The 24079-nt window shown below is 57.2% G+C and carries 23 protein-coding genes; 6 read left to right on the top strand and 17 right to left on the bottom strand.

Translation table 11 applies throughout. The features are described 5' to 3' along the window. The first annotated feature begins 94 nt into the window (after positions 1 to 94). Positions 95 to 1447, top strand: a complete 1353-nt coding sequence (locus tag MUN80_RS08110; RefSeq protein WP_244722081.1) for an OmpA family protein — start codon at positions 95 to 97, stop codon at positions 1445 to 1447. A 76-nt stretch (positions 1448 to 1523) separates the two neighbouring features. On the opposite strand, the gene MUN80_RS08115 is transcribed toward MUN80_RS08110, so the two are convergent. The 4 genes from MUN80_RS08115 to nuoK form a co-directional block, all read right to left on the bottom strand. Further along, complete coding sequence (locus tag MUN80_RS08115; protein ID WP_244722083.1) at positions 1524 to 2921, bottom strand: NADH-quinone oxidoreductase subunit N; 1398 nt, start codon at positions 2919 to 2921, stop codon at positions 1524 to 1526. Between the two features lie 17 nt (positions 2922 to 2938). Beyond that, a complete protein-coding gene (locus tag MUN80_RS08120) occupies positions 2939 to 4423 on the bottom strand; it encodes a complex I subunit 4 family protein (RefSeq protein WP_244722085.1) in 1485 nt (494 codons plus the stop codon). Between the two features lie 61 nt (positions 4424 to 4484). After that, positions 4485 to 6467 carry an NADH-quinone oxidoreductase subunit L gene (gene nuoL, locus MUN80_RS08125; RefSeq protein ID WP_244722088.1) on the bottom strand — a complete coding sequence of 661 codons (1983 nt, stop codon included), beginning with the start codon at positions 6465 to 6467 and terminating at the stop codon, positions 4485 to 4487. A 122-nt stretch (positions 6468 to 6589) separates the two neighbouring features. Beyond that, positions 6590 to 6922: an NADH-quinone oxidoreductase subunit NuoK gene (gene nuoK, locus MUN80_RS08130; protein ID WP_073109636.1), complete on the bottom strand. Its 333-nt coding sequence runs from the start codon at positions 6920 to 6922 to the stop codon at positions 6590 to 6592. 359 nt (positions 6923 to 7281) lie between these two features. On the opposite strand from nuoK, the gene MUN80_RS08135 reads away from it, so the two are divergent. The 3 genes from MUN80_RS08135 to MUN80_RS08145 all read left to right on the top strand — a co-directional run bounded on the left by MUN80_RS08135 (position 7282) and on the right by MUN80_RS08145 (position 9140). Then, entirely contained in the window at positions 7282 to 7884 is a 603-nt protein-coding gene (locus MUN80_RS08135) for an RNA polymerase sigma factor (protein ID WP_244722090.1), read from the top strand. A gap of 130 nt (positions 7885 to 8014) precedes the next feature. Next, positions 8015 to 8407: a DUF1682 domain-containing protein gene (locus MUN80_RS08140; protein WP_244722092.1), complete on the top strand. Its 393-nt coding sequence runs from the start codon at positions 8015 to 8017 to the stop codon at positions 8405 to 8407. A 217-nt stretch (positions 8408 to 8624) separates the two neighbouring features. After that, on the top strand, positions 8625 to 9140 hold the full coding sequence (locus MUN80_RS08145) for a DUF1003 domain-containing protein (RefSeq protein WP_244722093.1): 516 nt from the start codon (positions 8625 to 8627) through the stop codon (positions 9138 to 9140). 87 nt (positions 9141 to 9227) lie between these two features. Here the strand turns inward: MUN80_RS08145 and MUN80_RS08150 are convergent, their stop codons facing one another. The 12 genes from MUN80_RS08150 to MUN80_RS08205 form a co-directional block, all read right to left on the bottom strand. Beyond that, positions 9228 to 9854, bottom strand: coding sequence for a hypothetical protein (locus tag MUN80_RS08150; protein WP_244722094.1), 627 nt, complete (start codon positions 9852 to 9854; stop codon positions 9228 to 9230). A 199-nt stretch (positions 9855 to 10053) separates the two neighbouring features. Further along, positions 10054 to 10575, bottom strand: a complete 522-nt coding sequence (locus MUN80_RS08155) for an NADH-quinone oxidoreductase subunit J family protein (RefSeq protein WP_244722095.1) — start codon at positions 10573 to 10575, stop codon at positions 10054 to 10056. Positions 10576 to 10675: 100 nt separating this feature from the next. Beyond that, on the bottom strand, positions 10676 to 11221 hold the full coding sequence (locus MUN80_RS08160) for a NuoI/complex I 23 kDa subunit family protein (RefSeq protein WP_244722096.1): 546 nt from the start codon (positions 11219 to 11221) through the stop codon (positions 10676 to 10678). A gap of 52 nt (positions 11222 to 11273) precedes the next feature. Beyond that, positions 11274 to 12356 carry an NADH-quinone oxidoreductase subunit NuoH gene (nuoH, locus tag MUN80_RS08165; protein ID WP_244722099.1) on the bottom strand — a complete coding sequence of 361 codons (1083 nt, stop codon included), beginning with the start codon at positions 12354 to 12356 and terminating at the stop codon, positions 11274 to 11276. Positions 12357 to 12454: 98 nt separating this feature from the next. Continuing rightward, a complete protein-coding gene (locus MUN80_RS08170; protein ID WP_244722102.1) occupies positions 12455 to 13462 on the bottom strand; it encodes an NADH-quinone oxidoreductase subunit G in 1008 nt (335 codons plus the stop codon). Positions 13463 to 13555: 93 nt separating this feature from the next. Then, complete coding sequence (gene nuoF / locus MUN80_RS08175) at positions 13556 to 14896, bottom strand: NADH-quinone oxidoreductase subunit NuoF (RefSeq protein WP_244722105.1); 1341 nt, start codon at positions 14894 to 14896, stop codon at positions 13556 to 13558. A 27-nt stretch (positions 14897 to 14923) separates the two neighbouring features. Then, on the bottom strand, positions 14924 to 15337 hold the full coding sequence (locus tag MUN80_RS08180) for an NADH-quinone oxidoreductase subunit NuoE family protein (RefSeq protein WP_244722107.1): 414 nt from the start codon (positions 15335 to 15337) through the stop codon (positions 14924 to 14926). Then, entirely contained in the window at positions 15322 to 15498 is a 177-nt protein-coding gene (locus MUN80_RS08185) for an NADH-quinone oxidoreductase subunit NuoE family protein (RefSeq protein ID WP_244722110.1), read from the bottom strand. The genes MUN80_RS08180 and MUN80_RS08185 overlap by 16 nt, the downstream gene beginning before the upstream one ends. Before the next feature lie 21 nt (positions 15499 to 15519). After that, positions 15520 to 16785, bottom strand: a complete 1266-nt coding sequence (gene nuoD / locus MUN80_RS08190; RefSeq protein WP_244722112.1) for an NADH dehydrogenase (quinone) subunit D — start codon at positions 16783 to 16785, stop codon at positions 15520 to 15522. A 104-nt stretch (positions 16786 to 16889) separates the two neighbouring features. Next, positions 16890 to 17459: an NADH-quinone oxidoreductase subunit C gene (locus tag MUN80_RS08195; RefSeq protein ID WP_244722115.1), complete on the bottom strand. Its 570-nt coding sequence runs from the start codon at positions 17457 to 17459 to the stop codon at positions 16890 to 16892. A gap of 66 nt (positions 17460 to 17525) precedes the next feature. Then, positions 17526 to 18083: an NADH-quinone oxidoreductase subunit B gene (locus MUN80_RS08200; protein ID WP_100339094.1), complete on the bottom strand. Its 558-nt coding sequence runs from the start codon at positions 18081 to 18083 to the stop codon at positions 17526 to 17528. Positions 18084 to 18161: 78 nt separating this feature from the next. Beyond that, complete coding sequence (locus tag MUN80_RS08205; RefSeq protein ID WP_244722118.1) at positions 18162 to 18557, bottom strand: NADH-quinone oxidoreductase subunit A; 396 nt, start codon at positions 18555 to 18557, stop codon at positions 18162 to 18164. A 403-nt stretch (positions 18558 to 18960) separates the two neighbouring features. Here MUN80_RS08205 and MUN80_RS08210 point away from each other — a divergent pair, with 403 nt between their 5' ends. After that, positions 18961 to 19335, top strand: a complete 375-nt coding sequence (locus MUN80_RS08210; RefSeq protein ID WP_244722121.1) for a DUF7079 family protein — start codon at positions 18961 to 18963, stop codon at positions 19333 to 19335. 125 nt (positions 19336 to 19460) lie between these two features. On the opposite strand, the gene MUN80_RS08215 is transcribed toward MUN80_RS08210, so the two are convergent. Further along, positions 19461 to 20249: an NUDIX hydrolase gene (locus MUN80_RS08215; protein WP_244722124.1), complete on the bottom strand. Its 789-nt coding sequence runs from the start codon at positions 20247 to 20249 to the stop codon at positions 19461 to 19463. A 636-nt stretch (positions 20250 to 20885) separates the two neighbouring features. Here MUN80_RS08215 and MUN80_RS08220 point away from each other — a divergent pair. Beyond that, complete coding sequence (locus MUN80_RS08220) at positions 20886 to 24038, top strand: SusC/RagA family TonB-linked outer membrane protein (protein ID WP_244722127.1); 3153 nt, start codon at positions 20886 to 20888, stop codon at positions 24036 to 24038. Positions 24039 to 24079 lie beyond the last annotated feature (41 nt).

The raw sequence follows: 24079 nt of genomic DNA on the forward strand, positions 1-24079 counted from the left end.
GCTGAAGGGAAGAATTTCATACTTGGTAATAATTATTATTATTTGAATAAAAATTAGTATTATTATCTATTAACCACGTTTAAACTCGACAAGTATGCATCAGAACCTACTGGAAGAAGTCGAAACGTACTTTACGGGCAATACCGTAAGCCAGACCAGTGTAGTGGTGGGCGAGAGTGAGGAGGGAGTTCGGAAGGCTTTAGGCAAAATTACCCCGCTTGTTCTCAGTAGTTTCATGGGCCGTGCTGAGCGGCCTGGTGGCCCGGAAGCCCTCTGGACCCTAACCCACGAAGCCGCCGAATCGGGCGTGCTACCCGACTTGCTCACGGCCGATACCCTACAGCGCCGCTCCGACCTGATGCGGGCCCTGCTCGGCGAAGCCTACGGGGCTACCGTGGCCCGTATTGCTACGGCTACGGCCATCAAAGCGCCGTCGGTAGAAACCCTGCTGGCCATTGCGGCCCAGGCCGTGCTACACCGGCTAGCCAGCTACGCAACCCAGCACGACATGAACCCCGAGGAGCTGTTCAGTTTTCTGAAAAACCAGCGGGCTCAGGTACTCGAAGCTATGGTGCCGGGCAGTTCCGCGAGGTCCGTAGCTGTGGAGCCGGCAGCCGGGCGGCCGGCCAGGCCCGAAGCTGTAGCGGGTGTTCTTACCGAGTCGGGCGGCATGTGGGCTTCGGTTGGCGGGGGCCATACCTACAGCGCACCGCCGGCGCCAGCGCCGGAATCAGCCACGCCAACTTCCCGCTGGGCCTGGGTGCTGGCTGTGGTAATCCTGGGAGCGGGAGCCGAGTACTTCGTGATGCACAACCAGGTGGACGGCGCTCCGAAGGTGAGCCCGGCAACCCTGGGGCTGACCAGCGCCACGGCGGCTCCCACACCGAATACAGCCACGGCCGGCGCAGAGCTGACTGCTCCAGCTACGCCCGGCGGCTACTACGACGCATCCCTCGACACCTACGTGTACGACCCGGGCCGGCCCGTGACGCTAACTATGGTGGATGGAACCAGCCAAACCGTGGGCGTGAACTCCACCGAAAACCGCCTCTATACTTTCCTAGCCAACCCCGCGCTGCAAGTCGACCCCGTAAACCGGACCAAGGGCTGGATCAATTTCGACCGGGTCAACTTCGACGCCAAGAAGGCTACGCTCTCGGATGAGTCGCGGCAGCAGCTGCGCAATGTGGCCAGCATTCTGAAAAGCTTCCCCGGCGCCCGAGCCAAGATTGGCGGCTACACCGACAGCACCGGCACCGTGTTGGCCAACCTGAAAATCAGCCAGGACCGGGCCAATGCGGCCGTGGCTGAGCTCGTGACTATGGGCATTCCGCTCAGCCGGCTCGAAGCCAAAGGATACGGTGGCAAGCATGGCGTGGCCAGCAACGTTACGCCCGTGGGCCGGGCCTTGAACCGTCGGATCAGTATTCGGGTAACCCAGAAATAAGCTTTGCCTGAGTGGATGGAAAACAAAAAGAGCGGCCCGCAGGCCGCTCTTTTTGCTGGATAAACCGGAAGCCAGCCTACTTGAATACCTCGCTGAATAAGCCCGGCAGTACACCCAGCACTACCGTCAGCAACGCCAGCAGCACCAGCACGGCCGACTGGAAGCCGCTTACTGCAATCGGTTCGGCCGTTTCGTCTTCGGCGGGCTGCATGTACATGGCAATGATAGGGCGCAGGTAGTAGTAGATGCTCACCATTGACATAATCACGGCGAATACTACCAGGCCAATGTAGCCTCTGTCGATGGCCGCGCCGAAGGTGAAGAACTTGCCAAAGAAGCCCCCCGTGAGTGGGATACCGGCTAAGGACAGCATGGCCACGGTCATCACGAAAGCCAGCAGCGGGTTGGTTTTGGCCAGGCCATTGAAACCCGCGTAGTCTTCACGCTGCCGCTGATCCGACACCAGCTTGAGCACGGCAAAAGAAGCTACAGTGGCCACTGAGTAAGCCAGCGAGTAAAAGAAAATGGCGTTGGCCGAAAGCTTGGCGTTTACGGCTACCAGGGCAATAAACAGGTAACCGGCGTGCGAAATGCTGGAGTAAGCCAGCATCCGCTTCACGCTGTTTTGGGCCACGGCCCCCACGTTGCCAATGAGCAGCGTCAGGACGGTGATGGCCATGATAGTGGGCACCCAGAAGCCCTGTGCCGCATTAAAGGCGGCAATCAGCAGCTTAAAGAAAGCGGCAAAACCAGCGGTTTTTACCACCGTGCTCATGAAGGCCGTGAAGAAAGTCGGCGTGCCTTCGTATACGTCGGGTGTCCAGTAGTGGAAGGGAGCCGCCGACACCTTAAAGCTGATGCCAATGAACATGAGCAACATGCCCAGGTAGAGCATGGGCTGCAGGGACGCATTGGCTGGATTGACAATACCGGCATTGATGTCGGTAAGCTGGAAGGTGCCCGTGGCGCCGTACACCAGAGCAATGCCGAAGAGCAGAATGCCAGTGGCAAAGGAGCCCATCAGGAAGTACTTCAGGGCCGCTTCGTTGGAGCGTACGTTGCGCTTATCGGAGCCAGCTACCACGTACATCGAAACGCTCAGAATTTCGATACCCACGAACAGCATCAGCAGGTTGTTGTAGCTCACCATCATAATGGCGCCTACCAACGAGAAGAGCAGCAAGGAGTAGTATTCGGCCAGGTTTTCCTGGCCTTCCCGCACGTATTTCTGGGAGAAGGGAATCAGCAGCAGCGTCGTCAGGACCACGATGCCGGTGAAAGCCACCGAGTACGAATCGATGGTGAGCATGTTATTGAAATACGACTGAGCGTCGGTATTCCAATCAATGAGGTTCACGCCGAACACCAGGGCCAGAATGACCATAGCTGCCGGCAGCAGGATCTTGTTGGACTTCAGGAACCCGAAAAACAGGTTAACGATGCCGAGAACGGAGAGCAGAATGATGGAAGTCATGTCGTCGGAATCAGGGCTTATTGTTTACCCATCAGGGTCAAGATCTGCAGTACGGCCGGCTCCGAAATTTGCAGGAAGGTATTGGGGAAAAGGCCAATCCAGAATACCAGCACAATCAGGGGCACCAGCACGGCCAGCTCACTACCAGTCAGGTCTTGAATAGTAGAAGTCAGGGAGGTTTCCGGACCCAGCATCACGCGCTGGAACATGCGCAGCAGGTACACGGCCGCCAGAATGATGGTCACACCGGCCACGGCGCCCAGCCACATGTTGTACTTGTACACACCGGCCAGCAGCAGGAATTCGCCTACGAAGCCGTTGGTGAGCGGCAAAGCTACCGTGCCGAGCAGCAGCACCAGGAAGCTCACCGACAGCAGCGGCGTGTGCTTGGTCAGGCCACCCAGCTCAGCAATCTGGCGGGTGCCGGTGCGGCGCTGAATAATGTCGCCGATAAAGAACATACCAACCACGTTTACGCCGTGAGCTAGCATCTGTATCACGGCGCCCTGCAGGCCCATCATGTTCAGCGAAAATACCCCGGCGGCCATTAAGCCCACGTGGGACAGAGACGAATAGGCAATAAGCCGCTTCATATCCTGCTGGCGAATGGCAATGATGGCACCGTAGATAATGCCGATAACTGCGAGAATCATGACCAGCTTACCCCACTGGCTCGTGCCGAGCGGCACCACAGGCAGCAGCCAGCGCAACGTGCCATAGATACCCATCTTGAGCATAATGCCCGAGAGCAGCATGGTAGCGGGCACGGGGCTTTCGGTGTAAGTGTCGGGCTGCCAGGTGTGGAAGGGGAAAATCGGCATCTTCACGGCAAAGGCAATGAAGATCAGCCAGAACAGCCAGGCCTGTTCCCCAGCCGACAAGGTCAGGTTGTAGAAAGCCGCAATGTCGGACGACCGAACCCCGCCGTTGGCTCCGGTTTGGAAGTAGAGGTACACAAAGGCGGCCAGCATGAAGAGCGAGCCGATGATGGTGTACAAGAAGAACTTGAAGGTAACGGCAATGCGGCGCTCGGAGCCCCACACACCGGCCAGGAAGTAAATCGGAATCAGGGCCACTTCCCAGAAGAAGTAGAACAGGAAGGCATCCAGCGACACGAACACGCCGATCAGGCCGGTCTGCATGAACAAAATTAGGGCGTAGAAGGCCGAGGCGTTGGGATAGTCGTGGCGGAAGGAAGCCAGGATGATGAGCGGCACCAGAAAGGTGGTCAGCAGCACCAGCAGCAGGCTCAGCCCATCCATGCCAATGTGGAAGTTGATGCCGGCCGAGGCTATCCAGGGAATATTAACGGCAAAGGACGAATAAGCGGCCTCACTGTTGCCGGGCGTCATGCCCGAGGCAGCCGTAATGGCGGCAAACACGGCTACGGCAAATTCCACCAGGGCTGCCCCCAGGGCCATTACCCGCGCCGCATTGCCTTTGGCAAAGTGCAGCAGAAGCGCCGCCGCGACGGGAAAGAAAAGTAAAAAGGCAGTCAGCATACTTTATTCAGATGCAGATGAAGCCGGGGAAATCTTCCACGCCGGCCGTCCAGAGGAAGCGTTAGAATTGGAAGACGTTCAAAGCCAGAATCAGCACGATGCCGACGACCATCAGAATCAGGTAGAGGCCCACGTAGCCGGTTTGCACGTAGCGCAGCAGCTGCCCGCCACCGAGCGTGACGCGGCCGAAGCCATTGACGATGGGGTCGATAATGCCCTGTTCCACGTAGCGGTACAAACCCTTCGACAAGCTCATGACGGGCCGCACAAAGATGCCGTCGTACAGCTCGTCGATGTAGTACTTGTGGTAGACCAGGCTTTCGGGCGCCGAGCGTTGGGCGTCGTCTTCGGCCGGGCGCACCCGGCGGCTCACGTACTGCACATAGGCGAAGATGATACCCAGCACGCCAGCCGCTACCGACAGACCGATAAGCATCAGCTCAGTGCCGTGGTCCAGCTCAGAAGCAAAAGCTTCGGGGTTCAGAGCCCGTGAGTACGTAAAGAGCGGGGCTAGATAATCAGCCAGATAGTGCTTGCCCACGAACATCGGGGCGCCCATAAAGCCCCCTACGGCGGCCAGAACAGCTAGGATAATCAACGGCAGCGTCATCGAAGCCGGCGACTCGTGCAGGTGGTGCTTCTGCTCCTCAGTGCCGCGGAACTCGCCGAAGAACGTCAGGAACAGCAGACGGAACATGTAGAAAGCCGTCAGGAAAGCTGTCAGCAAACCCATGCCCCACAGAATCTTGTTGTGCTGGAAGGCGTGCTCCAGGATTTCGTCTTTCGAGAAGAAGCCCGAGAAAGGTGGAATGCCTGAAATAGCCAGGCAGCCGATAAAGAACGTGAGGAAGGTAATCGGCAGGGCCTTGCGCAGGCCGCCCATGCGGCGAATATCCTGCTCATTGCTCATGGCGTGAATCACGGAACCGGCACCGAGGAACATCAGGGCCTTGAAGAAGGCGTGGGTTAGCACGTGAAACAGCGAGGTGCTGTAACCCATGACACCCAGGGCCAGGAACATGTAGCCGAGCTGAGAAACCGTGGAGTAAGCCAGCACTTTCTTGATGTCGTTCTGGGCCAGGCCGATGGTGGCCGCAAATAGGGCCGTGATACCACCAATCCAGGCCACAACGTGGAGCGTGTCGGGAGCCAGGGTGAAGAGCACGTTCGAGCGCAGCACCATGTAAATACCGGCCGTTACCATGGTAGCGGCGTGAATCAGGGCCGAAACCGGAGTAGGGCCAGCCATAGCGTCGGGCAGCCAGGTGTAGAGCGGCAGCTGGGCCGACTTACCCATGGCGCCCACGAAGAGCAGCAGGGTAATGGCCGTTACGACGCCGGTGCCGACTTGCAGAGTTGAAGCCTTGTGGAACACTTCCCCGTACTGCACCGAGTCGAAGGTCAGGTAGATCAGGAAGATGCCCAGCAGGAAGCCCAGGTCACCGACGCGGTTGATGATAAAGGCCTTTTTGGCGGCGTTGTTGTTGGGCGTTTCCTTGTTCCAGAAGCCGATGAGCAGGTAGGAGCAGAGGCCCACACCTTCCCAGCCAATAAACAGAATCACGAAGTTGGCCCCCATCACCAGCACCAGCATGCTGAATACGAACAGGTTGAGGAAGGCGAAAAACTTGCCCACGTTCTCGTCGTGGTGCATGTAGCCGATGCTGTAGACGTGAATCAGGAAGCCTACGCCCGTCACTAGCAAGAGCATAACCAAGCTGAGCTGGTCAATCTGGTAAGTGAAGGGAATCTGCATCGTGCCGACCGAAATCCAGTCGAAGAGCTTCACCGTGTAGGCCTGGTGGGCCGTAGCGCCGGGGGCCAGCCACTGGGCTGAGGGGTGCAGGAATTCCCAGAACAGGGTTACCGAAATCAGAAAGGAACCCAGCACCATCAGGCTGCTGATGGCCCCGGCTACCGTGCCCGAAAGTTTTTTGTTCAGCAGGCCATTGATGAGAAAACCCAAAAACGGCAGCAGTGGAATCAGCACGTACAGCAGTGTCGGAAAAGGAGCGCCGGCTGCGGGTATTACAGTTTCTTGCATAGGAGTATGCTATAAGAAAACCGTCTGTTATCCTGAGCCTGCGAAGGACCTTGTGCCAATGGAACGACTCGTTCTGGTGCGGTAAGGTCCTTCGCAGGCTCAGGATGACAGGCGAGTTATCATTACCACTTAAGACGGTTAAGCAGGTTGACGTCGGTGTTCTGGAAGTTGCGGTAAATCATCACGATGATGCCCAGCCCGACCGAGACTTCGGCGGCGGCGACGGCCATGATGAAGAACACGAAGATTTGTCCGTTGGGGTCGGAGCGGTAGGCGGAGAAAGCCGTCAGCAGCACGTTTACGGCGTTGAGCATCAGCTCCACGCACATAAAAATGATAATGGCATTGCGCCGGGTTAGCACCCCCGTTACGCCGATGGCAAATAGCGCCGTGGCGAAGTACACGTAATACTCAAGCGGGACGGTGCGAATGACTTCCGGGATGGTCTGTTCCATGCAGTGGGGTCAGCGGACAAGGCAAAGAGGCCCAGCCAAAGCTCAGCTGGGGTTAATTAGCTGGCAAAGGTATCCTGAAAATCGGTAAATCCACAGGGAAAAGTACAGTTCTGCCCCTTTGCCACTAGAAGATAAGGCCCATCGGGAGCCGAATTAGAAACATTTAATTCGTCCGTCCTGTCGGCCGCCGCAGGACAGCTGGCGTGCTGACGTTAGATTGCTACTCCTGTCAGCAGCACGCGAGATGTCTACCGGCAGTCGACAGGCCGTTGTTTTTATTTGCAACCCCGTTATATACTCCGCAAAATATTCTCGGCCGGATAAAGTATTTTGCTGCCTTTCGCGTCTGCTTAGTCAGAATGGACGCACTAGCACTAAACGCCTTGCCCATAGGCACGATGAGAGGACAGGACCGGCAGATTCAGGAGGCCGTGCAGGAACAGCGCGGTCGGCTGCTGGCCTTCATCCGCCGCCGCGTGCCCGACCCCGACGATGCCGAGGATATTCTGCAGGATGTCTTCGGCGAGCTGGTCGAAAGCTACCGGATGCTCAAACCTGTCGAAAAAGTGGCCTCCTGGCTGTTTCGCGTGGCCCGCAACCGTATCACCGACCTCTACCGTAAAAAGAAAACGGCGTCGCTGGAAGAGGAAATGCTTCGCTACGCCGACGACAACGAGGAAGGCTCCCTGCTGCTGGCCGACGTGCTGCCCGCCGACGACGATGCCCCCGAAAACCGTTTGCTCCGCGAAACCCTGATGGAGGCCTTGGCCGAAGCCCTGGAGGAGTTGCCCAAAAACCAGCGTGACGTCTTTGTGTGGCACGAGTTGGAAGGCCGCAGCTTCAAGGAGTTAGTCGAGGAAACTGGCGTCCCGCTCAAAACCCTGATTTCGCGCAAGCACTATGCCGTGCAGCACCTGCGGCAGCGCCTGCAGGCGCTTTACACCAACTTGTTCACTGATTAGTGTGCTAGAATGCCAATGTGCTCATGTGCTGTTGATGATTGACTACAGCGCGTTTTGCTAACTCAAAGAGTAGCACATAAGCATATTACCGCATCAGCACATTAACCCCACATCAGCACATTCCCACATCATGAATCCTAAACCCTGGCCGCTTCGCGTCCTCAAATTCGTTCTCCTGGGCATTTTGTTCGTGGCCGCTATGGGCTACGTGACGATGAGCCTCTGGAACTGGCTGGTACCCGACCTTTTCCACGGCCCGGTCATTAACTTCTGGCAAACGCTGGGCCTGTTGCTGCTCACCCGCCTGCTTACCGGTTTTAAGGGTGGCTCGGGCCGGCCCGGGTTCAGCCGCAAGTGGCAGCAGCACAAAAACGACTGGAAACAGAAGATGGAAAGCCGCATGGCCGGCATGACGCCGGAAGAGCAGGAGAAATTCCGGCAGAAAATGCGCGCCAGCTGCGGCCCGCCCGCCTGGATGCGCCGACAACCAACCGAAACGGCGTTTAATGCCCAAGCCGAGTAAAGAAAAGCCGCGGCTCCTGAAGAATCAGGGGCCGCTTTTTTGTGCTGCTCAAGCGTAGGAGTAGGCCAATGAATTGACCCGGTGAAACTTATAAAAAGATGTTGGCTACGGCGCAGCTGCCATTTTCGGGCCGTCCGTATACAACGGCAGCATCTTTTGTAGCCCAATGGCCAGTCCTGATTCTTCCCCCAACTCTCAGCAAGCTACCCGTGGCGGAATGGCCCAGGTAGTGGAGCGCAATATTGAAGCCCTGCTGCAACGGCAGCAAGCCGAGGATAAGCAACGAACCTGGCAAGACCGTACCGCCGACGCCGTAACCAAGTTTACAGGCAGCATGGCTTTTGTCCTTATTCACCTGGTGTTCTTTGCCGGCTGGATTCTCTGGAACGTGGGCTGGCTTGGCCTTAAGCCCTTCGACCCCTCGTTGGTGATTCTGGCCATGGAGGCTTCCGTAGAGGCCATTTTCCTGTCCACTTTCGTGCTCATCAGCCAGAACCGTATGGCCGCCCTGGCCGACAAGCGCGCCGACCTGAACCTGCAGGTGAGCCTGCTTAGTGAGCACGAAATAACCCGTTTGGTAGTCCTGGTACGGGAAATAGCCCAGAAGATGGACATTCAGGAAGCCCAAGACCCGGAAATTCCCGAGCTGGCCCAGGATGTGCATCCCGAGCGGGTCCTCGACACAATAGAACAGTACCAGCAGAAAATAGAGCAGGAAAAGAAGGCTGACTAGTTTCGGCGGGCGTGGTCGTTCCACCAGGGCATACCCCAGTGGGCCTCGGCAGCTAGCAGCTAACCACTGCCGGGCGGCTTTCCATCCTTACAGGGGCACGTATACTTCCGGAGTATCGTCTTGTTTCTCGAAGACAATACGGGCTTTTTGGAAGCTCTTTCGGGGTAGCTTGTACATCCTGACCTTATAGTCATACTGCCCGTATCCCAGTCCTCCCGTCATATCCACGGCGGGCATAGTAACTGAGGAGAGCGTGAGTCGCACGACGGTATCCTCTTCAACTTCGGCCTCTACGTTATCCAGAAAGGTCGTGCCAGTAAACGCGACGGGCGGATGGATCAGCAGCACCACAAACTCGCGCTTAAAGTCAATGCTGTCGGGTGCCGCGCCCGGACCTTGTGCTTCCAGAACTTGCTGTAAGGTAGAGTCGTTGGTGACCACCAGGTAATCGGTGTTAGCCAGGTGGGGCACTTCCACAGAGCCGTCCTCCTGCTCTAGTCCCAGTTGGGTAACTTCTTCCTGGCCTGTCGCCTGCCTGGCCTGCTGGTCATTAACCTGACCCAGAATCATTTTAACGGCATCCGCGGGCGAACTGCTTTTGGGACTTCGGCTGAAGCCACGTACCTCAACTTCCTGAACCGGCACTTTCTCGCGTGAGCAGGCCGCCGCCGTAAGTAGCAGGGCTGCCCAGCCCAGGGAGGCAATTAACTTCATAGGTACCAGTAGTAGAGTAGTCTTTCCGGGCACGAAGATGAGCTTTTATTGGTAGCTCCTCATTTGTTGCTCAGGTGAAGCAGCAGTATCTACTCCTGTTGCTTAGCGAGTAGTCGGGCACCATTGGAAATTCAGGGCATAAAAAAGCGGCGTCTGGTGCTTCAGACGCCGCTTTTCGTTTCTTGCGAAAGCTGCTTGCCTAGAAGTTCCGCTCCCCGGCTTCCCGCTTGCCCAGCATTACGGCCCCGACCATAGCGGCCAGGAACAGTACCGAGGCCAACTCGAAGGGCAGCAGATACTTCGTGTAAAGAATCATGCCTAGCTGGCTTACCATACCAATCTGCGAGTTGAATACTGGCGCGTTGAAAGTGGTGCCGGGCTGGATGTCGCGCAGGGCGGCTACCATTACCACCAGCAGTAATCCGCCGGCTACCGCTGCTGCTACCTTCGATAAGGCCGATTTGTGGGGCTCCGTGTCGGCGTTCAGGTTCAGGAACATGATTACGAACAGGAACAGTACCATGATGGCGCCGGCGTAGACGATGATATTCACGGCGGCCAGGAACTGCGCGTTCAGAATCAGGTAGTGGCCCGACAGTGAGAAGAACGTCAGAATCAGGAATAGCACGCTGTGTACCGGGTTTTTGGCCAGTACCACGCCTAGGGCCGCAAACAAGGCCACAAACGACAAGAAGAAAAACAGGGAAGGGGAAGAGGCCATTGGCAAAAGGTAGCGCGAAGCTCCAGCTTCGCGTATCGTTGAACGATAATCGGTACTGCGGCGCGGGCTACACGCGAAGCTGGAGCTTCGCGCTACTGCCTTATGCCGGTTGCTGGCTGATTTTCTGGCTTAAAGCCTGAGCTTGCTCGGGCGTAAGCTGAATGCCGCGGATGCTGCGAGCATTCGGATCAACGGGCTCTACCAGCCGGTCTTTGCCGTAGATAAACTCGTCGCGCTCGAAGCGTGGCGGAGCCATCTTGTCGGGCTGCAGGTACACGGCGGCTTTCGGGCAGGCTTCTTCGCAGAGGCCGCAGAAGATGCAGCGCAGCATGTTTACCTCGTAGCTGACGGCGTATTTCTCCTCGCGGTAGAGATTTTCCTCGCCTTTTTTCCGCTCGCCAGCTACCATTGTAATGGCTTCGGCCGGACAGGCTACGGCGCAAAGGCCGCAGGCGGTGCACCGCTCCCGGCCCACTTCGTCACGCTTGAGTACGTGCAGGCCCCGGAAGATGGGGGAGAAGGGACGCTTTTCTTCCGGGTAGCGCACCGTCACCTGCTTCTTGGTAGCGGCCCGGAAAAAGTGCCGCATGGTGATGCTAAGGCCCTGGAAAATAGCCGGCAGGTAAGCCCGTTCGGCCAGCGTCATCGGCTTGGCCTCTAACTTTTTGGCTCTATTGCTTAAGGACTGCATAGTTCGATTACTTAATGATACCGCCCAGAATCAGGCCGCCGGTGAGCAGGATGTTGAAAATGGCCAGCGGAATCAGGATGGTCCAGCCCAGGCGCATCAGCTGGTCGTAGCGGAAGCGGGGCAGGGTCCAGCGGACCCACATGAAGAAGAAAATGAAGGCGAAGATCTTTCCGAACAGCAGCAGCAGACCCAGAATCGAAATCAGGTTCTGAGCCGAAACCAGTTCCCAGCCCTGAGCCGATACCAACCAGTCGCGCAGCTCGTACTGGAAAGGGAAGTTGAAGCCGCCGAAGTACAGTACGCTCATCACGGCCGAAGCCACGAAGACGTTAACATATTCAGCAAACAGGTACAGACCCATTTTCATGGAGCTATACTCGGTATGGTAGCCGCCCACCAGCTCCGTTTCGCACTCCGGTAGGTCGAAGGGCGTGCGGTTGGTTTCGGCAAAGGCGCAGACCAGGAAGATAATGAAGCCCAAGGGTTGCTTAACGATGTTCCAGAAGTGCCACTCACCCGCTACCGACTGCTGCAGCGTGATTTCGCGCAGGCTCAAGGTGCCCGAAATCATCAGCACGGCAATCAGGGCCATACCCATAGCCAGTTCGTAGCTGATGTTTTGGGAGCCAGCGCGAATGGCGCCGAGCAGGGAGAATTTGTTGTTGGAAGCCCAGCCGCCAATCATCACCCCGTATACACCCAACGACACGATGCCGAACACCCACAGCATGCCGATGTTGACTTCAATGCCCTGCAGGTTGAACACGTTGGTGCCAAACTGAATGACGTTGCCGAATGGAATTACCGCTGACGACATCAGGGCCGTAATCATGGCCAAGCAAGGACCCAGTACGAACAGCGCCCGGTTGGCACCGGCCGGGAAGAATTCCTCTTTAGTGAACAGCTTCACGGCATCAGCCAGAGGCTGCAGCAGGCCAAAGGGACCAGCCCGGTCGGGGCCGACGCGGTCCTGCAAAAAGGCTGCAATAACCCGCTCGGCGTAGGTGCAGTAAGTCGCAATCAGCAGCGAAACGCCGAAAACGACGAGGATAACAATGGATTGCCAGCCTAAGGTTGGTAGTTCTATCATGTTAGTTGTTGGTTGATAGTTGTCAGTTGTTAGTTCTGCATGCTAGTTGAGGACTCTTTAGGCCTAACAACTGACAACGAGCAACTAACAACTACTAACTAGTTACCTAAGCGCATGGGAGGATTCTGTTCCAGGTCGCGCAGCGAGCTTTCGGGCAAGTCGGCAATAACCTGGGCGTTGAGCACGGGCAGCTCGTAGTGGTTGGCCGAAATCACCGACGAGCGGTCGATGTGGGCCGGGCCTTCCAGCGTCCAGTCAGCGGTTTCCTTCTTGTCGAAGCGGCAGGTGTTGCAGATCCACTCCTTTACCTCACCGTACTGGTCTTTGCGGGCCGTTACCCGCAGCACGTCCTTGCCTTTGTACCAGAGCACCACGCGGCCGCAGCACTTGGGGTTTTCGCAGTCACGGTGAGCGTTTACGGGTTTCGTAAACCACACGCGCTGCTTGAAGCGGAAGGTTTTATCGGTCAAGGCGCCCACCGGGCACACGTCAATGACGTTGCCGCTGAACTCGTTGTCGATGATGTTCTCGATGTAGGTACCGATTTCAGCAGCGTCGCCGCGGCCCAGGACGCCGTGCACGCGCTTCTCGGTGAGCTGGTCGGCGGTGAACACGCAGCGGTAGCATAGGATGCAGCGCGTCATATGCAGCTGAATCAGCGGCCCGATGTCGATTTTCTCGAAGGTGCGACGCTCCTCTTCATAGCGGGTAGTGCTCACGCCGTGCTCGAAAGCGAAGTTCTGCAGGTCACACTCCCCGGCCTGGTCGCACACGGGGCAGTCCAGCGGGTGGTTAATCAGCAGCATTTCCACGATGCCCTTGCGCACGTTGAGCACCTGCTCGGAGGTCGTATTCTCGACCACCATGCCGTCCTGCACCGGCGTCACGCACGAGGCGACGAGCTTGGGCATGGGGCGGGGATCTTTGGCCGAACCAGCCGCCACGCGCACGAGGCAGGCGCGGCACTTGCCGCCCGAGCCTTTCAGCGGCGTGTAGTAGCACATGGCCGGGGGCACGATGCCGCCGCCGATGGTGCGGGCCGCGTTGAGGATGGTGGTTCCGTCCGGAACGTCAACCTCGATGCCGTCAAATGTTATTTTAGCCATTATTCTTGGGTTGAGAGCTTAAAGCTTAGAGGTCAGAACTTAGATTAAAAGTTAAATCCAAGTCGTCTATGTCTAAGCTCTCACTTCTAAGTTCTAAACAAGGACTGCTTTGCCGGGAAACACCGCACCGGGGCGGGTAGCTTCCTGGGGGTAGCGCACGTGCCACTCAAATTCGTCGCGGAAGTGACGAATGGCGGCCGAAACTGGCCAGGCCGCCGCTTCACCCAGGGGGCAGATGGTGTTGCCTTCGATTTGCTTGGCCACGCTGGCCAGCACGTCGATGTCGCGCTCATTGCCGTGGCCGTGCTCCAGGCGGTGCAGGATTTTCTCCAGCCAGCCCGTACCCTCGCGGCAGGGCGAGCATTGCCCGCACGACTCGTGGTGGTAGAAGCGGCTAAAGTTCCAGGTGTTACGCACGATGCAGGTGGTTTCGTCCATGGCAATGAAGCCACCGGAGCCCAGCATGGTACCCGTCACAAACCCGCCATCCGACAACGACTCGTAGGTCATCAGGCGGGGCTCACCGGCGGCGGTTTTCAGAATCAATTCCTTGGGCAGAATTGGCACCGACGAACCGCCGGCTACGACAGCCTTCAGGTCGCGGCCTTTCCAGATGCCGCCGCAGTACTCATCGGAGTAGATGAATTCCTCGACGGGCACGCCCAGTTCGATTTCGTAGATACCGGGCTTGTTGAGGTGGCCGCAGGCCGAAATCAGCTTGGTGCCGGTGCTCCGGCCCACGCCAATCTTGGCGTACTCGTCGCCGCCATCATTCACAATAACCGGCACGGCGGCAATAGACTCCACGTTGTTCACCACCGTGGGGCGGGCGTAGAGGCCCTGCACGGCGGGGAATGGGGGCTTGTTGCGCGGGTTACCCCGCTTGCCTTCCAAGGATTCAAGCAAAGCTGTTTCTTCGCCGCAGATATAGGCACCCCCACCGGGGTGCACGTACAAATCCAGGTCGTAACCCGAGCCCAGGATGTTTTTACCCAGGAAACCGGCTGCGTAAGCTTCGGCAATGGCCTTTTCCAGGATGCGCAGCACGTACAACAACTCCCCACGGATGTAGATGTAGGAAGTGTTGGCGCCCAGGGCGTAGGAGCTCGTAATCATGCCTTCCACCAGCAGGTGGGGCAGTTTCGACATCAGCTGCCGGTCCTTGAAGGTGCCCGGCTCCGATTCGTCGGCGTTGCAAACGAGGTAGCGCGGCACGCCTTCGGGCTTGGCCAGAAAGCTCCATTTCATGCCCGTGGGGAAACCGGCACCGCCGCGGCCACGCAGGCCCGACTTTTTCACCTCTTCCACCACCTCGTCGGGGGTCATGGTTTTGAGGGCCTTCTCCACCGAGCGGTAGCCGCCATGCTTGCGGTATACCTCAAAGGTGTCGATGCCTTCAACGTTGATATGTTCGGTCAGCAGTTTGCGTCCCATAGTGTCTGAGCGGTAAGCTGAAAGAGGTTAATTGTTGGCTACGGCGTTGGGCAGGCCTTTTTCTTCCCAGGGAAGCGCCGGACGGTGCACCATGTTGCGCAGCTCGGTGAGCATGGCGTTTACCGAAGCTTCGGTGTCGAGCTGCTCGTAGTATTTCTCGCGCACCTGTACCACGGGGGCAAAGCCGCAGGCGGCCAGGCATTCCACCTCTTTCAAGGTAAACAGCCCGTCGGCCGAAGGCCCACCGCCTACTTTGGCGCCGGTGATACGCTCCAGCTCGGCCGTCAGCTCGTCGGAGCCGCGCAGCTGGCAAGGGCCCGTGCGGCAGATTTCCAGCACGTGCTTGCCTACCGGCTTGAGGTTGAACATGGTGTAGAAAGTCGAAACCTCGTACACCTCGATGGGTTTCACGCCCAATACCTCGGCTACCAGGTCCTGCACCTCGGGGCTACCCAGCCCCCGAATTCGGCCTGGGCAATGTGTAGTACCGGCAGCATCGCCGACTTGCGGCGCTCCTCCGGGTATTGCTTGCAGATACGGTCTATTTCAGCCTTGGCAGCTTCCGAAAACTGGGGTTTCACGGGCGCGGTTGTCGATTCCATAAAGTCAAATTCAGCAAAAAACTACGCGTCCAGCTCGCCGGCAATTACGTTCATCGACGACAAGGTCACGATGGCGTCGGAGAGGCTGCTGCCCACCACCATTTCGGGGTAAGCCTGGTAGTAAATGAAGCAGGGGCGGCGGAAGTGCAGGCGGTAAGGCGTGCGGCCCCCATCGGAAATTAGGTAGAAGCCCAACTCGCCGTTGCCACCTTCCACAGAGTGATACACCTCGCCTACCGGCGCTTCAATCTCACCCATGATGATTTTGAAGTGGTAAATCAAAGCCTCCATGTTCTTGTACACAGCCTGCTTAGGGGGCAGGTAGTAGTGCGGAGCATCGGCGTGGAACGGGCCTTCGGGCAGGTTTTCCAGGGCCTGGTTGATGATGCGCAGGCTCTGCCAGATTTCCTCGTTGCGCACCATGAACCGGTCGTAGGTGTCGCCCTTGGTACCCACGGGGATTTCGAAGTCGAAGTCCTCGTAGCTGGAGTAAGGGTTCATGGCCCGCACGTCGTAGTCGACGCCGGCGGCGCGCAGATTGGGGCCGGTGAAGCCGTAGTTCAGCGCTTTTTCCGCCGTAATCGGGCCCACGTTCACCACGCGGTCCATGAAAATGCGGTTGCGGTTGAACATGGATTCAAACTCCTTCATCACCGCGGGGAAGGTCTTGAGCCAGTCGCGCAGCTTCTGAATGGCCACGTCGGAGAAGTCACGCTCCATGCCGCCCACGCGGCCCATGTTGGTGGTCAGGCGGGCGCCGCAGATTTCCTCGTAAATCTCGTACACCTTTTCCCGCTCCTGGAACACGTAGAGGAAGCCGGTAAATGCGCCGGTGTCTACGCCCAGAATCGAGTTGCAGATGAGGTGGTCGGTGATGCGGGCCAGCTCCATGGCGATGACGCGCATGTACTGGGCACGCTTGGGCACCGTTACGCCGAGCAGCTTTTCTACCGTCATGTGCCAACCCATGTTGTTGATGGGCGACGAACAGTAGTTCATCCGGTCGGTGAGGGGCGTGATTTGATAGAAGGGCCGGCGTTCGGCAATCTTCTCAAAGGCCCGGTGGATATAGCCGATGGTCGGGACGCCGGAAATAATCCGCTCCCCATCCATTTGCAGGATGTTCTGGAAAATGCCGTGCGTGGCCGGGTGCGTCGGACCCAGGTTAAGGGTCGTCAGTTCCTGGCTGAAGTCGTTGAGCGTGGGAACGAGGCCGCTGTTCTGCTGCTGTTCCCGGGCTTCCTGGATGATCTTGTGGGTACCTTCCAGCGTGTCGTTTACTGCCATTGTTTTAGAGCTTAGAGGCTAGAACTTAGAGCTTAGAATTTGAGGAAGAAGTTTGAAAACAAGAACATTCTAAGTTCTAAGCTCTCAGTTCTGAGTTCTAAAGATTAGCGGCCGAAGAAAAGGTCTGTTTTGTCTTCGCGGGTACCGTCTTCTAGCGCGTATTCCTTGCGCATGGGGTGGTAGTCCATGTCTTCCACATTCAGAATGCGGATGAGATTGGGGTGGCCCGTGAAGATAATGCCGTAGAAGTCGTAGGCCTCGCGCTCCATCCAGTTCGCCGTGGCGTAGAGGTCGGTCAGAGTGGGCACTACCGGGTCGGCAATGGGGAAGAAAATCTTGATGCGCAGGCGCAGGTTATTTACCAGGCTGTGCACGTGGTAAATCATGCCTAGTTCTTTACCCTCGTTTTCGGGGTAATGAATGCCGCACATCGTAGTCAGGAAGTTGAGCTGCAACTCCTGATCCTGCTGCAAGCCGGCAATGATTTCGTGAATCCGCTCCCGCGTGGTCGTCACAGTCAGCAGGCCGTAAGGCTCCTCGACGTCCATGAAGGTGTCGGCGCCGAACAGACGCTGCAGCAACGCTAGCAACTGAGCATTCTTAACCGCCTGCGGATCTAGTGGAGCCGCTGCTTCCTGAGATTCTGCCGCGGATTCTTGGGTATTTTCAGCCATTCCTGTGTAGAGAAGCTAAGAGGCGAAAATTGGCGCTGCAAGAAGCTTGCAGCGCCAATTTTCAAACTACTTGATGTTATAGGAAGCCAGCAGCGCCTGGTACTCGGGCGCGTTGCGGCGGCGAATCGATTCGGTGCGGGCCAAATCCTGCACTCGCATCAGGCCATCGAGAACCTGCTCGGGGCGGGGCGGGCAGCCGGGCACGTACACGTCGACGGGGATAATCCGGTCGATGCCCTGGAGCACGGAGTAGGAGTCGAAGATGCCACCCGAGCAGGCACAGGCGCCCATGGCCAGCACCCAGCGGGGCTCAGCCATCTGCTCGTACACCTGCTTCACGATGGGGGCCATCTTCTTGGCGATGGTGCCCATCACCATCAGCAGGTCGGCCTGCCGGGGCGAAAACGACGGACGCTCCGAGCCGAAGCGGGAGATGTCGTAGTGCGAGCCCATGGTCGCCATAAACTCGATGCCGCAGCAGGACGTAGCGAAGGGCAGGGGCCACAGGGAATTGGCGCGGGCCATGCCCACTACCGACTCCAGGGAGGTTGCGAAGAAGCCAGCGCCTTCTACGCCCTCGGGGGCCTCAACCATCTTTATTTCAGGAACACGAATATCGCTCATGAGATTTGTCAGTTTGGAGGGGCTATTTGCCCTTTATCCGAACACCAGCGCGCCGGTAAAAGTTTGGTTGAATTGGACTTAGGCGTGGGTGCCGGTCCACTTCAGAATGCCTTTCTTGATAACGTAGGCGAAGCCCGCCATCAGCAGGGTCAGGAACACAATCATCTGCACGAAGCCGTCCCAGCCCAGGCTGCGGAAGTTCACGGCCCAGGGATACATGAAGATTACCTCCACGTCGAAGAGCACGAACAAGATGGCGGTGAGGAAGTATTTGATGGAAATCGGGGTGCGGGCATTGCCCACCGACTCGATACCGCACTCGAAAGCCTCATTTTTGACTTTGCTTTTGCGGTTGGGGCCCACCAGGTGGGACACAATCATGGCAAAGGCCACGAAGGCAATGGCCAGGCCGAATTGTACCACAATGGGCAGAAAATCAACCGGCTGGTAATTAGTAGTTACAGCGAGAAGCATACGATTCAGCAGTTAAAGGCCCCTTGGAATGGGCGTTGGAGGGCAAAGGTAGGGCTTAGAGGCTTGGGAACAAAGGTTCTGCGGGCCCTGGTTCGCAATGGCGTATATTTGGACAAATTAGGTTTTATTAATGTGGGCCCAACCCAGTTGCCGCCCGGCGCTACGCGTTAGGAAAGCACCCGGCTTTCGAGCGGGTATCTGACGAGGGACATGAGCCCTCGGCTGGCTGAGTCGGGGCTGCTTATGCTCCGGCTGGATTGACCTCAACCGACGCGGAAAGCCTTAATAATGGTAGCAGGCATTTTGTCGTCACACATCTTTCTAAAAAGTAGTTTCGGCTGGATGACAGCGTTTACGCCGTCCGCAGATTAGTAAACCATTTAGTATCCTATTGGTAAGCAGTATGGCGAGCTTAAGTAGTAGTGAAATTCAACGTAGAAAGCCAGTGTGGATAGCACTATCCGAGTTTTATCTGGATACCGAGTTGGAGCGAAACGATATTGCCCGTATCCGTTCTGTAATAGTGGAAAGCGGCTACAGCAAGCAGCAGGTTTTGGCGATGAACTACAACGAGGTAGCTCCAATCGTAATAGCGAATACCTTGGGTGTTGCAGGAGTTTGGTCGGAGTTTGATCAGCAGTGGCTGGTGGAATCCATTCTAGAACGATTAAATCGGAAATTCTTAAAAATGAGTATTCCGGGTTTACAGTGGTTGTTCAGGCGGTATATTGATTTGTTCAGTAAAAAATACCTTCGCCAGATATTTGTTGAAAGCTAATTCTGCTGTCCTACGCCCCTTGCGGCAGGGTATGTTTTGACCTGTCAATGGCACCACTTGATAGTACAAGCCATTTCAGAATTCCAAGGCGGCTTGGTGCTATTGTATAACCCCGCCTCTATTGTCTAAAAAGTCAAAATCGAGCCGTCTTCTAAGGCCCGGCTGTAATTCTCCAGGTCAAACTCATATAAGAAAGGAGAGCGGTGGGGCCCGATTTTCTTCTGCTCGTCGAGCTGCCGGATCAGGCCCAGGGTGAGAAGCTTCTTGCGGAAGTTGCGCCGGTCAATCTGCCGGCACAGGATGGTTTCGTAGAGGGAGTGAATTTCGGGCAGGGTAAACTTGTCCCGCAGCAGGTTGTAGCCAATGGGCTGCTGAAAAATATGGGCCCGCAAGGTTAGCAGAGCTTTCTGAATGATTTCGTTGTGGTCGTAGACCAGTTCGGGAATGTCGGCCACGTTGAGCCAGCAGTACTCATCGACCAAAAACTCGGGTGTCACGACTACCTGCAGGTAGTCGACCAGGGCGTAGTAGCCAATAGACAAAGTGCGTTCCGACAGCCAGTGCCCCGGGCTGAGGCTGACGCCTACTTTGGAGTAGGTCGTGTTGTGGGTCTGCTCGGTCTTGATGTTGTTCATCCGGGTGGCGCTGTCACCGAAGGTATAGAACTGCTGCAGGAACAAGCCCGTGAGTTGCGTTTTCTCGGCCAGGATGCGGTGGGCCGCTTCGGTCAGGGTTTCGTGGCGCCCGATGTAACCGCCGGGCAGGCTCCAGTTTTCCTGCCCGTGGTGCCGGATCAGCAGCGTTTTGAGCTCATGGTCGTGGTAGCCAAAAATGGCGCAGTCGATGGAAAGATGGGGCAAAAACCGCTCTGCGCCGTGGTGCACAAAATCCAGGACTTCCTGACGGGTATTCATAAGGAAAAGATTATTGCGTAGAATTTACGCATTGTAAACAAATGTTTCTATATTCGTCCCATAGACAGTGCAGCAACCCGTATCAGCTTGCCCTATCCCGATACGCAAGTTCCTGTTTTTCCTGCTTATCCTCTGCTTCCGACCTGCTGAAATTCCCACTGCTAATCTTAAGCGTATGCAGAACATCCGGCCGGATATTCCGGCTCTATACGGCTTCTTACTCCGTCTTTCTTTGGCTGAGCGAGTAAAGTCGGCCATTATTTAACATTTCCGTTCTTGTGGCACCTGGTCAATGAGCAGCTTTGCCACTGTTTGCCCGCGCCCAATTAGGACCTGCTTGATCAGGTCTTGAGTCGGTGTATACTACCTGAGTGCCCAATTTTCGGCACTCCCGCACCTCCTTGCCCGTGTTTGAAAGCCGAAATTTTTTCGGCCCGAATCAGCATGCCCCTATTCGTTGTGAAATTGAACTTTACAACGAGTAGATTATCTGTTTTGTGTTCCGCTCTGCTACTATTCAAAAGCCGCTCCGCTTTTGCCTGGCACCCCTTTGCCCACTTTTGTCCACTAACTCCCATTTAAAATCCCACCTCTATGCTTTCACAATCACACCGGAAAATCCTTCTACAAGGAGCTGTGCTACTTACGGCAGGTAGCCTGCAAACGTTTGTGGCCTCCGCGGCTCCGGGGCGGCCAGTTAGCCGGGCCAGCCAGCAGCCCGGTAAGCTAGCCGATATCCGCGTTGCCGGCCGCGTGACGCAAGCCAACGGGGAAGGCCTGCCCGGCGTCACGGTCGTAGTGAAAGGTAGCACTCAGGGCACTAGTACCGATGCAACTGGTAACTTTAGCCTGGATGTGCCCGAGGGTAGCGTTTTGGTATTCAGCTTTGTGGGGTATTCACGCCGCGAAGTGCCAGTAACGGAAGCTACTACCAGCTTCAACGTGACTTTGAGCGAGGACGCTCAGGCGCTGAAGGAAGTAGTGGTAGTAGGCTATGGTACCCAGGAGCGGCAGAGCGTGACGGGAGCTGTAGCCTCGGTATCGGGGCGCGACATAGCAACCCAGCCCGTCGCCGATGCGGCCCAGGCCATTCAGGGCCGGGCGGCGGGCGTGCAGGTAGTGTCCAACTCCGGCGCGCCGGGCGGGGGCGGAACCTCGGTGCGGGTGCGCGGTATTACTTCGGCCGGTAACAACTCCCCACTCTACGTGGTAGATGGCTTTCCGCTGCCCTCAGCCGTGGATGGCAATGGCAACGCAACCGGCAACGAACTGAACAGCATTAACCCCAACGACATTGAAAGCATTGATGTACTGAAAGATGCCTCCGCCACGGCTATTTACGGGGTGCGGGCTGCTAACGGGGTTGTTATTATTACCACGAAGCGGGGCAAAGCTGGCGTGTCTTCTATCAACCTGGATGCCTACGTAGGTACTCAGCAGGTGTGGCGCCAGATTCCGCTACTCAATGCTCAGGAGTTTGCCCAGCTCAACAACGAAGCGCGCCGCAACGGGGGCCTGGACGTGATACCGAAGTACGCTAACCCTGGCGCACTAGGAGCCGGCACCAACTGGCTCGACGAGATTTTCCGGCCGGCCAAGATGCAGAACTACGCCATTTCGGCCACCGGCGGCAGTGAAAAGGCCCGTTACGCGGCCAGCGCGGGGTATTTTCAGCAAGACGGCACCATTATCAACTCCAGCTTTCAGCGCTTTACGCTGCGGGCCAACGGGGAAGTGCAGCTCAGCAAGGCCCTGAAAATTGGTAATACGCTGGGACTTACGCACCAGGAAGAACAGACGCTCAACAACGAAAACAACGAGTTTTCGGGCGTTATTCAGTTGGCCTTGCAAGCCCCGCCCACGGCCCCGGCCTTCAACCCCGACGGCAGCTACTACGAGTTTACCAGCGCCGACAACTACGGCGAGGAAAACCCCGTGACAGCCGCCCGGCGCCCCCAGATCAAGAACAACCGTAACCGGGTTACTTCCACGTTCTACGCCGAACTGGAGCCGCTCAAAGGCCTGCGCCTGCGCACGAACGTGGGCACCGACCTGCAGTTTTTGCAGGGTGACCAGTTCTTCCCTTCCATTGTGGGCTCGTCGAAGTATCCCACGTCCCAGGCTACGGCCAACAGCAGCTCCAACTATAGCCCCAGCTACCTGATTGAAAATACGTTGACGTACGATAAGCTGATTGGTAGCAACCATCAGTTCAGCCTGCTGCTCGGGCAGTCGGCCCAGCAGTTCGACAACTTCTATCTGGGTGGTAGCCGCATCGGGTACAGCACCAACAATCTGACGATTCTGGACCGCGGGCCGGTGAATTCCCAGCTCAGCAACAACGGCGGTAACAGCCGCACCCGTCTGGCCAGCTACTTTGGCCGGGCCAACTACGAGTTTGCCGGCAAATACCTGTTCCAAGCCATTCTGCGCTACGACGGTTCTTCAGCCTTTTCTCCGGATAACCAATTTGGGGTGTTTCCCGGGGCCTCGGCCGGCTGGCGCATTTCGGAGGAGGAATTCCTGAAAGACAACACCTACCTGAGCAACCTGAAGCTGCGCGTGGGTTACGGCAAAGTGGGCAATCCGCTCAACGCGGGCACGTTTGCCTACCTGACCACCATCAACTCGACGCCGCAGTCGAACAACGGGGTGCCGGGCACGGGCTACGTATTCGGCTCCGGCAGCCAGTCGCAGGTAATCGGCGGGGCGCCGACGCGCCTGCAAAACGCGGATCTGCGCTGGGAAAATAACGAGCAGATTAACCTGGGTATCGACGTGGGACTGTGGAAAAACCGGGTTTCGGGCTCGATTGACCTCTACCGCCGCACCTCGCCCAACCTGATTGCGGCCGTGCCAGTAACGTACGTATCGGGGACCAGTGAGAGCATCAACACCAACGCTGCTTCGGCCACCAACCGCGGCATCGACCTGGCCATCACGACCAACAACTTCGTGGGCGAAGCCGGCGGCCTGACCTGGTCGACCTCGCTGAACGTGAGTGCCTATAGCAACGAAATTACCTCGCTCGGTGCCGGTAAGCCCTTCGACGGGCAAAATACTCGGGGCGGAGGCAACCTAGTGCGCTACGAAGCAGGCGTGCCGTTTGGCTCCTTCTATGGTTACGTGGCCGACGGCCTGTTCCAAACCACTGAGGACGTAAAAAACCACGCCGTGCAGGTGGCTGGCACTGACCCCACGAAGAGCACGGCTCCCGGCGACATCCGTTTCAAGGACCTCAACAACGACGGCATCATCAACGCCGATGACCGCACCTTTATCGGTGACCCGAACCCAGACTTTACCTACGGCCTGAACAATACGCTGGGCTTTAAGGGCTTCGATCTGAACGTCTTCCTGCAGGGCTCCCAGGGCAACGACGTGTACAACCTGAACCGCTATTATACCGAAGGCGGCCTCTACGGTGCTTCCAACGCCAGCACCATCACGCTGGACCGCTGGACCGGCCCGGGCACCAGCAACGACATTCCGCGGGCAGTGGCCGGTGACCCCAACCAGAACCTGCGCATCTCCTCGCACTACCTCGAAGACGGCTCTTACCTGCGCCTGAAGCTGCTCACGCTGGGCTACACGCTGCCTGCCACGCTGGCCAGCAAGATCTATACCCAGCGCCTGCGCATCTACGTGAGCAGCCAGAACCTGCTGACCTTCACCAACTACAAAGGCTTCGACCCCGAGCTGGGCAATCAGGGCGGCAGCTTCGGCGTCGACCGGGGCGTGTATCCGCAGGCCCGCACCTTCCTGGCCGGCATCAACATCGGCTTCTAGGCCGCCCGCCCGTTGAGTTGCCTTTTCATCCTTTCAATTCC

Source organism: Hymenobacter cellulosivorans (assembly GCF_022919135.1).
Classification (GTDB): Bacteria; Bacteroidota; Bacteroidia; order Cytophagales; family Hymenobacteraceae; genus Hymenobacter; species Hymenobacter cellulosivorans.

What these genes read in the sequence shown, in the direction of transcription:
- MUN80_RS08115 (WP_244722083.1), bottom strand. Translation starts at nt 2,921, where the DNA reads ATGACTTCCATCATTCTGCTCTCCGTTCTCGGCATCGTTAACCTGTTT.
- MUN80_RS08205 (WP_244722118.1), bottom strand. Translation starts at nt 18,557, where the DNA reads ATGCTTCTCGCTGTAACTACTAATTACCAGCCGGTTGATTTTCTGCCC.
- MUN80_RS08210 (WP_244722121.1), top strand. Translation starts at nt 18,961, where the DNA reads ATGGCGAGCTTAAGTAGTAGTGAAATTCAACGTAGAAAGCCAGTGTGG.
- MUN80_RS08200 (WP_100339094.1), bottom strand. Translation starts at nt 18,083, where the DNA reads ATGAGCGATATTCGTGTTCCTGAAATAAAGATGGTTGAGGCCCCCGAG.
- MUN80_RS08170 (WP_244722102.1), bottom strand. Translation starts at nt 13,462, where the DNA reads ATGGCTAAAATAACATTTGACGGCATCGAGGTTGACGTTCCGGACGGA.
- MUN80_RS08150 (WP_244722094.1), bottom strand. Translation starts at nt 9,854, where the DNA reads ATGAAGTTAATTGCCTCCCTGGGCTGGGCAGCCCTGCTACTTACGGCG.
- MUN80_RS08140 (WP_244722092.1), top strand. Translation starts at nt 8,015, where the DNA reads ATGAATCCTAAACCCTGGCCGCTTCGCGTCCTCAAATTCGTTCTCCTG.
- MUN80_RS08185 (WP_244722110.1), bottom strand. Translation starts at nt 15,498, where the DNA reads ATGGAATCGACAACCGCGCCCGTGAAACCCCAGTTTTCGGAAGCTGCC.
- MUN80_RS08110 (WP_244722081.1), top strand. Translation starts at nt 95, where the DNA reads ATGCATCAGAACCTACTGGAAGAAGTCGAAACGTACTTTACGGGCAAT.
- nuoH (WP_244722099.1), bottom strand. Translation starts at nt 12,356, where the DNA reads ATGATAGAACTACCAACCTTAGGCTGGCAATCCATTGTTATCCTCGTC.
- MUN80_RS08145 (WP_244722093.1), top strand. Translation starts at nt 8,625, where the DNA reads ATGGCCCAGGTAGTGGAGCGCAATATTGAAGCCCTGCTGCAACGGCAG.
- MUN80_RS08195 (WP_244722115.1), bottom strand. Translation starts at nt 17,459, where the DNA reads ATGGCTGAAAATACCCAAGAATCCGCGGCAGAATCTCAGGAAGCAGCG.
- nuoK (WP_073109636.1), bottom strand. Translation starts at nt 6,922, where the DNA reads ATGGAACAGACCATCCCGGAAGTCATTCGCACCGTCCCGCTTGAGTAT.
- MUN80_RS08135 (WP_244722090.1), top strand. Translation starts at nt 7,282, where the DNA reads ATGGACGCACTAGCACTAAACGCCTTGCCCATAGGCACGATGAGAGGA.
- MUN80_RS08215 (WP_244722124.1), bottom strand. Translation starts at nt 20,249, where the DNA reads ATGAATACCCGTCAGGAAGTCCTGGATTTTGTGCACCACGGCGCAGAG.
- MUN80_RS08120 (WP_244722085.1), bottom strand. Translation starts at nt 4,423, where the DNA reads ATGCTGACTGCCTTTTTACTTTTCTTTCCCGTCGCGGCGGCGCTTCTG.
- nuoD (WP_244722112.1), bottom strand. Translation starts at nt 16,785, where the DNA reads ATGGCAGTAAACGACACGCTGGAAGGTACCCACAAGATCATCCAGGAA.
- MUN80_RS08155 (WP_244722095.1), bottom strand. Translation starts at nt 10,575, where the DNA reads ATGGCCTCTTCCCCTTCCCTGTTTTTCTTCTTGTCGTTTGTGGCCTTG.
- MUN80_RS08160 (WP_244722096.1), bottom strand. Translation starts at nt 11,221, where the DNA reads ATGACGCTGGCCGAACGGGCTTACCTGCCGGCTATTTTCCAGGGCCTT.
- nuoL (WP_244722088.1), bottom strand. Translation starts at nt 6,467, where the DNA reads ATGCAAGAAACTGTAATACCCGCAGCCGGCGCTCCTTTTCCGACACTG.
- nuoF (WP_244722105.1), bottom strand. Translation starts at nt 14,896, where the DNA reads ATGGGACGCAAACTGCTGACCGAACATATCAACGTTGAAGGCATCGAC.